Origin of the sequence: Escherichia sp. KTE52 (assembly GCF_000408325.1) — a bacterium.
Lineage (GTDB): Bacteria > Pseudomonadota > Gammaproteobacteria > Enterobacterales > Enterobacteriaceae > Escherichia > Escherichia marmotae.
The window spans coordinates 646105-658591 of sequence record NZ_KE138676.1; the positions used below are offsets into that span (position 1 = coordinate 646105).

Below are 12487 nucleotides of genomic sequence, written 5' to 3' on the forward strand. Positions count from 1 at the left end.
GATATTCCTGACACAGAGGCAGGCATGAAGAATATCAGTATTTCCTGATGAAGGGAGAAATTATGAACCAGAAATTAAAAATCGTCACTATTGGTGGCGGGAGTAGTTATACCCCGGAGTTACTGGAAGGGTTTATTAAGCGTTATCACGAATTGCCGGTTACTGAATTATGGCTGGTGGATGTCGAAGGTGGTAAAGCGAAACTGGATATTATTTTTGAACTCTGCCAGCGCATGATTGATAACGCTGGCGTACCGATAAAGCTTTATAAAACGCTTGATCGTCGAGAGGCGCTGAAAGGGGCTGATTTTGTCACTACCCAACTGCGCGTAGGTCAATTACCGGCACGTGAACTGGATGAACGCATTCCGTTAAGTCATGGCTATCTTGGCCAGGAAACCAACGGTGCGGGAGGCCTGTTTAAAGGTCTGCGCACCATTCCGGTGATTTTCGATATTGTGAACGATGTTGAAGAACTATGTCCGAATGCGTGGGTTATCAACTTTACTAACCCGGCGGGAATGGTCACTGAAGCGGTTTATCGTCACACTGGATTTAAACGCTTTATCGGCGTGTGTAATATTCCTGTGGGTATGAAAATGTTTATCAGCGATGTTTTAGCGTTGAATGAGAGCGATGATTTATCTATCGATCTGTTCGGCCTGAACCATATGGTGTTTATTAAGGATGTGCTGGTAAATGGCAAATCGCGCTTTGCCGAATTGCTCGACGGCGTGGCATCCGGGCAGTTAAAAGCGTCTGGCGTAAAAAACATTTTCGATCTGCCGTTTAGCGAAGGCTTAATTCGTTCGCTGAATCTGTTGCCATGTTCTTATCTGCTTTATTACTTCAAGCAAAAAGAGATGCTGGCGATTGAAATGGGTGAATACTACAAAGGCGGTGCGCGTGCGCAGATAGTGCAGAAAGTCGAGAAACAACTCTTTGAGCTGTATAAAAACCCGGAGCTGAAAGTTAAACCGAAAGAGCTGGAGCAGCGCGGTGGGGCTTATTACTCAGACGCGGCGTGCGAGGTGATTAACGCTATCTACAACGACAAGCAAACGGAACATTACATTAATATCCCGCATCATGGGCATATTGATAATATTCCGACTGACTGGGCGGTAGAAATGACCTGTACGCTGGGTCGCAATGGCGCGACGCCACATCCGCGAATTACCCATTTTGATGACAAAGTCATGGGGCTGATCCACACCATTAAAGGCTTTGAAATTGCCGCCAGCAACGCAGCACTTAGCGGTGAATTTAACGATGTGTTACTGGCGCTAAACCTTAGCCCGTTGGTGCATTCCGATCATGACGCAGAGTTGCTGGCACGTGAGATGATTCTGGCGCACGAGAAGTGGCTACCAAACTTTGCTGACTGTATTGTAGATCTCAAAAAAGCACATTAACCGGGGCTGATTATGGAACGCTTACTGATTGTTAATGCAGATGATTTTGGCTTAAGTAAAGGTCAGAACTACGGCATTATCGAGGCCTGTCGCAACGGGATTGTCACGTCGACGACGGCGCTGGTAAATGGTGAAGCCATCGACCATGCGGTGCAGTTGAGTCGTGATGAGCCGAGCCTGGCCGTCGGGATGCATTTTGTCCTCACCCTGGGCAAGCCGCTAACTGCAATGCCCGGTTTAACCCGCGAAGGCGTGTTGGGGAAATGGATCTGGCAACTGGCAAAAGAAGATGCTTTACCACTGGAGGAAATTGCTCAGGAACTTGCCAGCCAGTATCTGCGTTTCATTGAGCTGTTTGGGCGCAAACCTACCCATCTTGATAGTCATCATCATGTGCATATGTTTCCGCAGATTTTCCCGATTGTGGCCAGGTTTGCCGCTGAAGAGGGGATTGCGTTGCGCATCGATCGTCAGCCAGTATTTAACGATAGTGATTTACCGGCTAAATTGCGCAGTTCGCAGGGCTTCAGTAGCGCATTCTATGGTGAAGAGATCTGCGAGTCCCTGTTCCTGCAAGCGGTGGATGATTCCAGTCATCGCGATGAGCGCTCGCTGGAAGTGATGTGCCATCCGGCGTTTATTGATAATACGATTCGCCAGAGTGCTTACTGTTTTCCACGATTAACGGAGCTGGAAGTGTTGACATCAGCATCGTTGAAGTATGCCATTGCCGAGCGAGGTTATCGGTTGGGTAGTTATCTTGATGTGTAGGTAATGTTGTTTTGCCGGATGTAGCGTAAATACCTTATCCGGCCAGCAAAGTGTCGCAATTTCAATATATTATGAATTATTACGCTAGACCTGATAAGCGCAGTGCATCAGGCAAAGGCGGCGCAACTGCGCCGCCTATATTCAGGCAGGGATTTTGTCAATCTTAGGGATACGTGACCAGACGCGGTGCGCCGCTATCAGAGTCAGTAACTCATTCATAAAATTGCCGTCAGCTCTGTCGGCTTCAACAATCCCTTCTTCACCCTGGTCATCGACCTTGATTGTTGCCTTGAACTTGCGTGCATCTCCCGTCAGGGCTATCGGTTTAAGGTGTTTATAGGCTTCCATCAGGTAGTAGTTTGCGTCGCCGTTGTCTGCGATATCCGCGATATTGCCGCATGGGACAATAACCGCATCAACCGTCAGTGAGGGGGCTCCAGCAAAGGTAGCGGCTATTGGCAATAGTGTACCGTCATCTGCTGTCACTTCTCCCATCCGTGAATAAAGCAGTTTGGCATGAACGCCTTTAGCTTTCAGTGCCTTGAGCATTTCCAGAAGGTCTGCCGATCTCACCTCATCATTAAGCAAAATCGCGACCACACGGCCTTTCACATCCCCATCCGGAATGGCATACAGACTTAACGCAGGATCTTTTTTCAGCCCGTTCACATCCGGTGGTGGCGTAATGTTCAGTTGGTCGTCTGTCAGTGCGATACCGAGATTTTTTGCTACCGCTTGCGCCAGGTTGAGATCGATATGCGCTAGCTGGTCAACAACGCGCTCACGAATATATGGGCGTACAACTTTACTCAACTCAAAGCTGAAAGCATCGATAATATGGCGCTGTTCGAATGGTGTCTGGCTTAACCAGAACAGGCGCGGATGGGAATAATATTCGCCAAACGATGGGCTACGCTCGCGCACCTTATTGCCTTCTACGCGCTCCTGATAGGATTCAAAACCTCCGCGTTTCGGCCCCGGCGGTGTTTCTCGCGGCCAGTTATCGTTGATCGAATTCGGTTCGTAGTTTGCTGGGTTAGTGTCGATTCCCATCCGATGCATGCCGTCACGCTGGTAATTGTGGTACGGGCAGGTTGGGCGGTTAATTGGAATTTCATGGAAATTCGGCCCGCCAAGACGGCTGATTTGTGTGTCGGTGTAGGAGAACAAACGCCCCTGCAACAGCGGATCGTTGGTGAAATCCAGACCGGGGACAATGTGTCCAGGATGGAAAGCCACTTGTTCATTTTCGGCAAAAAAGTTATCCGGGTTACGATTGAGCACCATTTTACCGACGCGCTGAACGGGGACTAACTCTTCCGGGATAAGTTTTGTTGGGTCAAGCAGGTCGAAGTCGAATTTGAATTCATCCTCTTCCGCAATCAACTGGAAGCCAAGTTCATATTCCGGGAAGTCGCCCGCTTCAATCGCTTCCCACAGTTCGCGACGGTGGAAGTCCGGGTCTCGCCCCGTCAGTTTCTGCGCCTCATCCCATACCAGCGAGGCTTTACCTGCCAGTGGTTTCCAGTGGAAACGCACAAAGGTTGCTTTACCTTCGGCGTTAATCAGGCGGAAGGTGTGAATGCCGAAGCCTTCCATTGTGCGATAACTGCGGGGGAGCCCACGGTCTGACATCGCCCACATTACGTTATGCAGGGTTTCAGGTTGCAGGGAAACATAATCCCAGAAAGTGTCGTGGGCGCTGCCTCCCTGTGGGATCGCCCAGTGCGGCTCCGGTTTTACCGCATGAACAAAATCGGGGAATTTGTGTGCATCCTGAATAAAGAAGATCGGCGTGTTGTTGCCAACGAGATCAAAAATACCTTCTTCGGTATAGAACTTGGTGGCGAAACCACGGATATCACGCACGGTATCTGCCGAGCCAGCGCCTCCCTGAACGGTAGAGAAGCGCACAAATACCGGAGTGATTTTGTTCGGATCAGACAGAAAATCGGCTTTGGTGATGTCGCTCAAGTTTTTATACGGCTGGAAATAGCCGTGAGCAGCAGAACCGCGTGCGTGAACAATGCGCTCCGGGATGCGTTCGTGGTCAAAGTGAGTGATTTTCTCACGCAGAATAAAATCTTCCAGCAGCGTAGGCCCACGGCTACCGGCACGCAGGGAGTTTTGATCGTCGGCTATGCGTACGCCCTGATTGGTGGTCAGTGCATAATTCTCGCTGCCTTTACGCACATCTTCCAGGGAATTTATTTTTTCATTACGCGTATCCGGCGCTTTCAGGCTACCTGGCGCAGTAGGTTGCGCACCAGGCGGGGTCGGTTCAGCCGCTGGACGATGAGAGCCGTCCTCAGGTGCCAGTGAGTCCATCCCGGGTTTCGCTTCGCTCGAATCGTGCAGGGGGGACTGGTGCTGATGTGGGTTCTTTTCGTTATGTTGCGACATTGAACTCGTCTCCTTATTTCATTGCTGAAAGGGCCGCTGTTTTGGTCAAAAAACCTTCTAACTATAGACCACCAGGGGGATCTCGCTCTGGAAGTGGTGCCAGAGAAGGTTTTTGGGAATGTACGCAAAGCAGGACGGACGGGGGCTAAATCGGCTAAACTACAGTTTTTCTGATTTTTAATATGCGTTTAGTGAAGCCAGTAATGAAGAAACCGCTACGTCAGCAAAACCGCCCGATTATTAGCTATGTTCCGCGCACAGAACCCGCGCCGCCAGAACATGCGGTTAAAATGGATTCGTTTCGTGATGTCTGGATACTGCGCGGCAAGTATGTGGCGTTTGTCCTGGTGGGGGAATCATTCCTGCGCTCACCGGCGTTTAGCGTACCGGAGTCGGCCCAGCGTTGGGCAAATCAGGTGCGGCAAGAAAATGAGATCGAAGAATAAATAAACGCCTGTCGGATGACAGGCGTTTTGCGTTATAAACCAGGATTAACGGTGTGCCAGCTCGGCGTCGTCTTCGCTGTCCAGAATGGACTTATCGGTTTGCTTCAGCCACTGGCTGGTCAGCGTACCTGCGGTCATTGAGCCGCTAACGTTCAATGCAGTTCGGCCCATATCGATAAGCGGTTCAACGGAGATTAGCAGAGCCACCAGCGTTACCGGTAAGCCCATTGCTGGCAGAACAATCAACGCGGCGAATGTCGCACCACCACCAACACCTGCAACACCTGCTGAACTCACCGTGACGATACCGACGAGTGTCGCAATCCACACTGGATCCAGTGGGTTAATGCCAACTGTAGGCGCAACCATCACCGCCAGCATTGCCGGATACAAACCAGCACAGCCGTTCTGACCAATGGTCGCACCGAAAGAAGCGGCGAAACTGGCAATGGATTCAGGAACACCCAGACGACGCGTTTGCGCTTCTACGTTCAGCGGAATAGACGCGGCGCTGGAGCGACTGGTGAAGGCAAACGTCAGTACTGGCCATACTTTACGGAAGTATTTCAGCGGGCTTACGCCGTTAATACCCAGCAGAATGCCATGTACCGCAAACATAATGATAAGACCCAGGTAGGACGCGACAACGAAGCTACCCAGCTTAATGATGTCTTGCAGATTGGAACCGGCAACGACTTTGGTCATCAGCGCAAGCACGCCGTAAGGGGTCAATTGCATGACCAGGCGAACCAGTTTCATCACCCAGCTTTGCAGCGTGTCGATAGCGGTTAAGACGCGTTCACCTTTCGGCGCATCATCTTTCAGCAGTTTTAGCGCGGCGACACCAAGGAAGGCGGCAAAAATTACCACGCTGATAATTGACGTCGGATTGGCACCAGTCAAATCGGCAAACGGGTTTTTCGGGATAAAGGACAGAATGAGTTGCGGAACACTTAAGTCTGCAACTTTACCAACATAGTTGCTTTCGATAGCGTTCAGACGCGCCGTCTCTGCGCCACCCTGAACCAGACCTTCAGCAGTCAGACCAAACAGGTTGGTCACCAGCACACCGACCAGCGCCGCAATCAGCGTGGTAAACAGCAGCGTACCGATGGTCAGAAAACTGATTTTGCCTAACTGAGATGCGTTATGCAGGCGAGCAACCGCGCTCAGAATAGAGGCGAATACTAATGGCATGACGATCATTTGCAGTAGCTGAACATAGCCGTTACCGACAATGTTAAACCACTGTACAGAATCTTTAAGTACCTGGCTGTCAGAGCCATAAATGGTGTGCAGAGCAAGGCCAAAGACCACGCCCATCACCAGACCCACCAGCACTTTTTTTGCCAGACTCCACTGTTTGTGGCGAGTCTGGGCCAACGCAAACAGCAGCACAACGAACACCACGATGTTCGCAATTAATGGAAAGTTCATCCCCGTTCTCCTGATCTTATTATTTCTATCACTGTGTAACAGTCATAGTGTTGTCGCAAGATTAACAGAACTGTGAGCTGGCTCTTATATTCAAATGGAATTGCTTATTCCAGAAAGACGGTTTTTGCCGCTTTAATATTCAACCTGATGCTTAATAAGGCGATGAAACTGGATCTGCAAGGTATTGATCATTTCCGATGACCAACGCACGGCACTGTTTTCGGGCAATGAATGGGGCATCCACACCGACCAGACAAATAATGCCATGCAGAGAAAACGTTCCAGTTGATTGCCCTTTTGTGGCACCAGAATTGGCAGGCGGAAGCGCCAGCGACATGGCCAGAGGAGGGGAACGCCAGCCGGTGTCAGCATATCGGCAAGGATATGGCTCAAATAACCCAGCACCATACCTTGCAAAGCATCAGCCGGAATAAACCAGCTTTCCGGAACTTTAAGATAAAAGGTCGCCAGCAACGCAAAGACCGCCAGCAGACTGTGGGTAAATCCACGGTGTCCAAATGCCCTGGCAATGGGTTTTGATATCCACTTTAATCGCTGCCCAAGAAACGATTTTGGGTGGTCGATGTCCGGTAACAGACACGTTAAGATTGCGGAAGGGACAATATGCCACCAGTCACCCTGTGCCAGCACGGGCGTTAGTTCGGCATTTTTGGCAAATACCGCGCAAGCAATAGAAAAAAGAAGGTGACCTTCCGCCGTCATGATAAAACTCACTAAACTGTCGATACGTACAGTATAGGATTTTTATACAGTGCGCGGAAGTGGTGACGGTGTAACTCTTTATCACAAAATGATGATAAATCCGCCAGTTGAATAAAAATTCAGATAAAAAACCAGGGGCAGTGATGACACTGCCCGATTTTTATTAGCCGAGGAGGTCTTCCGCGGTGAGTTCGGTGAGAGATGAAAGCTTCACGTTTGCCAACACAAAACGTGGATCATTTTGCGCTTCTGGCGCAGGAACGACGATGGAACGCATACGGGCTGCTTTAGAGGCGATCATACCGTTTACAGAATCTTCCAGCGCCACGCAGGCCAGCGGATCAATACCCAGCTTTGCTGCGCAGTCGAGATACACTTGCGGGTGCGGTTTGCTGTAAGGCAGTTTTTCTGCGGAGGCGAGGGCATCGAAACTGTCACGTAAGTCAAACATGGTCAGCACTTTTTCCAGCATATGTAACGGCGACGCAGAGGCCAGGCCAACCAATAAACCGTGTTCTTTGCACAGCGCAACGGCCTCACGCACACCAGGCAGTAATGGCCGAGTCTCTTCAACCAGTGAAATGGCACGAGCAATAACCCGTTCTACCACTTCCTGACGACCCGGCCCACGCCACGGTTGCCGGGCGTACCACAGATCAACCACCATATCGATGCGTAAACCTAAGGTGTCCGGTAGCTCGTTACGACGGGAGATGTCCACCCCCAGGCTTGCCATCACATCCAGTTCGGCTCGATCCCATAAAGGTTCAGAGTCGATAAGTAATCCATCCATATCGAAAATTGCAGCAAGAATCTGTCGCGGGGTTGACATTACAACCTCTCCTTTAGAGCATTAAGTGTAAGGTATTAAGCAGTGCTTATGATTAAGCGCCTATCATATCGCCTTTAAAGAATGGGCGAAAACAGATATCTACAGGTAAACTAAGTGAATCGACGCGTCTTAATCAAGGAGAACTCATGACGTATCAACAAGCTGGACGCATTGCTGTTTTGAAAAGGATTTTCGGTTGGGTGATTTTTATACCCGCACTGATCTCTACGCTGATTTCTTTGCTGAAATTTATGAATACCCGGCAGGAAAATCAGGAAGGCATTAATGCGGTCATGCTCGACTTTACCCATGTCATGATCGATATGATGCAGGCGAATACGCCTTTTTTGAATCTGTTCTGGTACAACTCACCGACGCCCAATTTTAATGGCGGTGTGAATATTATGTTCTGGGTGATTTTCATCCTGATATTTGTTGGACTTGCGTTGCAAGACTCCGGTGTCCGTATGAGCCGCCAGGCGCGTTTCTTACGTGAAGGTGTTGAGGATCAACTCATTCTGGAGAAGGCTAAAGGAGACGAGGGGTTAACGCGTGAACAGATTGAGTCACGCATTGTTGTTCCGCACCATACCATTTTCTTGCAGTTTTTTTCACTCTATATCCTGCCGGTCATTTGTATTGCTGCTGGGTATGTGTTTTTTTCTCTGCTTGGGTTTATTTAATCAAAAGGCCGCGCGAAGCGGCCATTATCATCAACTCACATCACGCCGCTAATAATCTATCCAGTGACTGCTGAGCAATAACCAAATGCTGCCCGCCAAACAACCTTGCACGATTAAGTAACGTGTAGAGCTGGTAAATTGGTTGACGTTCGAGGAAATCTGCCGGTAGCGGTGAAACTGACTGATAGCCGTCATAGATTTGCGGCGGTTGTTCAGTGTGCAGCGGCAACATCGCCAGATCGCACTCTCTGTCACCCCAGTAACAAGCGGGATCGAAGATGTACGGGCCATTCGGACCCAGCGCACAGTTTCCGGACCATAAATCACCGTGTAACAGTGACGGCTGCGGCTGATGTGAGGCCAGACGTTGCTGAATGTGTTCGACGATGGCGTCGATATTGCCGAAGGCGATCCCTTTTTCTGCCGCCAGTTCCAGTTGCCAGCCAATACGTTGTTCAGCAAAAAACGTTGCCCAGCGACGTTGCCAGGTGTTGGGTTGTGGAGTAGTCGAAAGTGCGTTATCGAAATCGAGGCCAAATTGTGGCTGATCACTCCATTGATGCAGGCGCGCAACTTGCTGCCCTAAAATAAATGCGTTATGTGCATCCAACGGGCGAGGCGGGAGATAGTCCATCACCAAAAAACTGTAGTCCCGGTCAGCGCCAACAGCCCAGACTCTGGGCACAGTAACGGTTTTACTGCGTGATAATAATTCCAGTTGATCGGCTTCGGCGGTAAAACCGGAAAGCAGGTCCCTTTCATCACATTTGACGAAAAAATCACGTCCAGCATAGCGCAAATGCCATGCGGCATGGACTTCCCCGCCAGGCAGTTCATTACGCAGTTCGATTTCGCCTTCACCTAACTGCTCGCTCAAAAGACGACTGATTGCCTGCCACATGATGTCTCTCCCATGTTGTCTGCCAGATCATAAAGTTAGCGCAAGAATGCGGTGAAAAAACACGAGCTAACGCACACCACAGACTGATTATTGCCCAAAAACCATTTATTTTCTGTCGCTATACCATTTCTCCCAGGTGGTGATTGTGATTTCCGGGGATTTGCCGGTTGCACTTTGGGTAAGCCCGGCAACCAGCTCTCTTATTTCATCTTCATTTTGAGTACTGATAAGCCCAAAGGTGTTCGTTCCCAGCTCATGGATATTTCCGTCATCATCCGTCATGGTCAGTAAAAAACCGTCGCGTGTTAGAAAGTTATTTAACTCATTAATTTCAGTTAATGTGTCTTCATGCAACATGACGGTAATGACATAACGGACAAGGTCGCCACCGGCCATAATTCACCTCTTTGTTATCACGTGATTTTTTAGCATAGTCGGAGAAACGCGTTGCCGACAGGTTTGTGGTGATTCCCCCAATGTTGGGGGAATATCTCTATTAGTGGGAAAGGTAAGCGTAAATTTTTTGCGTATCGTCATGGGAGCACAGGCGAGTTCCTTGATTGAGCGTGGCGGCACTACCTGCGGCTACGCCAAAACGAACCATTTCTTCAAGAGGGGCATTTTCCGCCAGCTTCAGCGTCATCGCGCCGACCATGCTGTCACCTGCACCGACGGTACTCTGGCTTTTCACCGGTGGCGGCACTACCTGAATGCAGTTTTCGCTGTCCACTCCCAACGCCCCTTGCGGGCCAAGAGAAACAACAACCCGTTTGGCCTTACCACTATTTACGATTTCCTGCGCGGCTTTGCGCACATCATCTGGCTGGGTGAGTTCGCGATTGACCAGTGCGCTGAGCTCTTTCTGGTTAGGTTTCACCAGTTCGATATTGCCAATGGCCAGTGCCGCGCTTAGTGCATCGCCGGAACTGTCGACAATGCAACGAATCCCTTGTTTTTGTGCAGCGGAGATAAGTTGAGTTAATTTTTCCAGCTTCACACCTGGAGGCAGACTGCCGCTTATGACCAGGATAGCCCCAGATTCAATTTCCAGAACCTGTTCTTCAAGTTGACGAAATTCATCTTCACTTAACGTCGCGCCAGGCATGACAAATCGGTACTGCTCACCCGTAGATTCTACATGTACGTGCAGATTCTGGCGGGTCCAGTCTTTTGCTTCGACAGTGGCGACCGGGACATTTTCATTAGCCAGCAGTGAAACCAGATGTTCGCCGGTTGCGCCGCCAGCCGGGAAGATTGCCGTGGCGCTACCCCCAAGGTGAGCAATGGCGCGGGCGACGTTAATACCGCCGCCACCAGGCTCAAACACCGGGGCGGTACAGCGCAGTTTTCCTTCGGGATAAATTTGCGGGGTAATTGTTGCGCTATCGAGAGAAGGCGCAAGTGTCAACGTATAGATACGTACCATCATTTCCTCCTATAGGCTGATTTCAGTCTGGCACTGAATCAGTGGAAAGTGAAGAAATTAACAATATGATTTATTGGATATTTATATAAAATTAATCGGGTAAAGATATATAAATAAATATCTGTTTTCGCAATGTGCTTATTCAAAAAATGAAATAAGAAGTCATTGCTAAGTTTTTCACTCCTTTTTATAATTTGTTACCTTTCCAGGGACGCTACTCTTTGATCCTCAAGAAAGTTTCCGGGACCGCGATGGTCTCTTTTTTTGTTGTACGGACTTTTAATAAATGAAGCTTTTGAAGACAGTTCCTGCCATCGTTATGTTGGCGGGGGGTATGTTTGCGTCTCTGAATGCAACTGCCGATGATTCCGTTTTTACTGTCATGGACGACCCTGCCAGCGCCAAAAAACCTTTCGAAGGTAATCTGAATGCAGGTTACCTTGCACAATCAGGTAACACGAAAAGTTCTTCACTAACGGCTGATACCACTATGACCTGGTATGGGTATACTACTGCCTGGTCGCTGTGGGGGAACGCCAGCAATACGTCTTCTAATGATGAACGTTCTTCGGAAAAATATGCGGTGGGCGGGCGTAGCCGTTTTAATTTAACTGACTATGACTATTTATTTGGTCAGGCTAGTTGGCTGACAGACCGTTATAACGGTTATCGCGAACGCGATGTGCTGACTGCGGGTTATGGTCGCCAGTTTTTGAATGGTCCGGTACATAGTTTCCGCTTTGAATTCGGTCCTGGCGTGCGTTACGACAAATATACCGACAATGCCAGTGAAACTCAGCCGCTGGGTTATGCTTCCGGGGCTTATGCGTGGCAGTTGACCGACAACGCTAAATTTACCCAAGGTGTTTCCGTCTTTGGCGCGGAAGACACGACGTTAAACTCGGAAAGTGCGCTGAATGTTGCCATCAATGAGCATTTCGGTCTTAAAGTGGCTTACAACGTCACGTGGAACTCTGAACCGCCTGAATCGGCTCCAGAACATACTGACCGCCGAACAACGTTATCGCTGGGATATAAAATGTAACTATTACTGCCGGACTGCGACGTGCGGTCTGGCTTTTACGTTAGCGGATAGAGTCTTACCATTCAGCCCCAAATCATTGCTGCCCAACGCAGTAACAGCATCGCGCCACAGATAGCCAGTAGTACCACCACCATCTTCCAGTGTTTTTTGTCAAAACGTTTTGTCGGCATGCGATTTTCCTGCGTATTTCGAGTAGTCGATAATCGAGTGTAACAAAATGGGCAGGTGTTGCCTGTGTTGATTTATATCATATCGATCATGGTGATTGTCGCTTTGCCCGACAACAAATACCGTGTAAACTGCCAGGCGGTATTATCAGAAAGTGGGTGTAGGTCTGGCATCACCAACCGGTATGCTGTGACATATTTCGCAGAGTGAAGCGGGAATCAACCCAAACCTTTTTGG

General features: G+C 49.4%; 13 protein-coding genes. 5 read left to right on the top strand and 8 right to left on the bottom strand.

Going from position 1 to position 12487, the window contains the following annotated elements; all coding sequences use genetic code 11:
- The first annotated feature begins 62 nt into the window (after window positions 1-62).
- Together celF and chbG are read left to right on the top strand one after the other, a co-directional pair.
- A complete protein-coding gene (gene celF, locus A1SC_RS17975; RefSeq protein WP_001072165.1) occupies window positions 63-1415 on the top strand; it encodes a 6-phospho-beta-glucosidase in 1353 nt (450 codons plus the stop codon).
- Between the two features lie 12 nt (window positions 1416-1427).
- A complete protein-coding gene (chbG, locus tag A1SC_RS17970) occupies window positions 1428-2186 on the top strand; it encodes a chitin disaccharide deacetylase (RefSeq protein WP_016261971.1) in 759 nt (252 codons plus the stop codon).
- A 141-nt stretch (window positions 2187-2327) separates the two neighbouring features.
- On the opposite strand, the gene katE is transcribed toward chbG, so the two are convergent.
- The gene (gene katE / locus A1SC_RS17965; RefSeq protein WP_016261972.1) at window positions 2328-4589 is read right to left on the bottom strand and encodes a catalase HPII; all 2262 of its coding nucleotides are present in this window, start codon (window positions 4587-4589) and stop codon (window positions 2328-2330) included.
- Between the two features lie 182 nt (window positions 4590-4771).
- Between katE and cedA the strand changes: the two genes are divergently transcribed.
- On the top strand, window positions 4772-5035 hold the full coding sequence (gene cedA, locus A1SC_RS17960) for a cell division activator CedA (RefSeq protein WP_001241549.1): 264 nt from the start codon (window positions 4772-4774) through the stop codon (window positions 5033-5035).
- 45 nt (window positions 5036-5080) lie between these two features.
- Here the strand turns inward: cedA and tcyP are convergent, their stop codons facing one another.
- The 3 genes from tcyP to hxpB form a co-directional block, all read right to left on the bottom strand.
- Window positions 5081-6472 carry a cystine/sulfocysteine:cation symporter gene (gene tcyP, locus A1SC_RS17955; protein ID WP_016261973.1) on the bottom strand — a complete coding sequence of 464 codons (1392 nt, stop codon included), beginning with the start codon at window positions 6470-6472 and terminating at the stop codon, window positions 5081-5083.
- 132 nt (window positions 6473-6604) lie between these two features.
- Window positions 6605-7195, bottom strand: a complete 591-nt coding sequence (locus A1SC_RS17950) for a metal-dependent hydrolase (RefSeq protein WP_001516308.1) — start codon at window positions 7193-7195, stop codon at window positions 6605-6607.
- Window positions 7196-7358: 163 nt separating this feature from the next.
- Entirely contained in the window at window positions 7359-8027 is a 669-nt protein-coding gene (gene hxpB / locus A1SC_RS17945; RefSeq protein WP_000106844.1) for a hexitol phosphatase HxpB, read from the bottom strand.
- A gap of 146 nt (window positions 8028-8173) precedes the next feature.
- Between hxpB and A1SC_RS17940 the strand changes: the two genes are divergently transcribed.
- Window positions 8174-8710, top strand: a complete 537-nt coding sequence (locus A1SC_RS17940; protein WP_016261974.1) for a YniB family protein — start codon at window positions 8174-8176, stop codon at window positions 8708-8710.
- A gap of 40 nt (window positions 8711-8750) precedes the next feature.
- Here A1SC_RS17940 and A1SC_RS17935 read toward each other — a convergent pair whose 3' ends face one another.
- From A1SC_RS17935 to pfkB, 3 genes are all read right to left on the bottom strand, one after another.
- Window positions 8751-9611 carry a fructosamine kinase family protein gene (locus A1SC_RS17935; protein WP_001516310.1) on the bottom strand — a complete coding sequence of 287 codons (861 nt, stop codon included), beginning with the start codon at window positions 9609-9611 and terminating at the stop codon, window positions 8751-8753.
- 105 nt (window positions 9612-9716) lie between these two features.
- A complete protein-coding gene (ghoS, locus tag A1SC_RS17930) occupies window positions 9717-10007 on the bottom strand; it encodes a type V toxin-antitoxin system endoribonuclease antitoxin GhoS (RefSeq protein ID WP_000896961.1) in 291 nt (96 codons plus the stop codon).
- Between the two features lie 100 nt (window positions 10008-10107).
- On the bottom strand, window positions 10108-11037 hold the full coding sequence (pfkB, locus tag A1SC_RS17925; RefSeq protein ID WP_016261975.1) for a 6-phosphofructokinase II: 930 nt from the start codon (window positions 11035-11037) through the stop codon (window positions 10108-10110).
- Window positions 11038-11323: 286 nt separating this feature from the next.
- Here pfkB and A1SC_RS17920 point away from each other — a divergent pair, with 286 nt between their 5' ends.
- Window positions 11324-12082: a DUF481 domain-containing protein gene (locus tag A1SC_RS17920; RefSeq protein WP_016261976.1), complete on the top strand. Its 759-nt coding sequence runs from the start codon at window positions 11324-11326 to the stop codon at window positions 12080-12082.
- A gap of 62 nt (window positions 12083-12144) precedes the next feature.
- Here the strand turns inward: A1SC_RS17920 and yniD are convergent, their stop codons facing one another.
- Window positions 12145-12252 carry a small membrane protein YniD gene (gene yniD, locus A1SC_RS17915; RefSeq protein WP_001142445.1) on the bottom strand — a complete coding sequence of 36 codons (108 nt, stop codon included), beginning with the start codon at window positions 12250-12252 and terminating at the stop codon, window positions 12145-12147.
- Window positions 12253-12487: the final 235 nt, after the last annotated feature.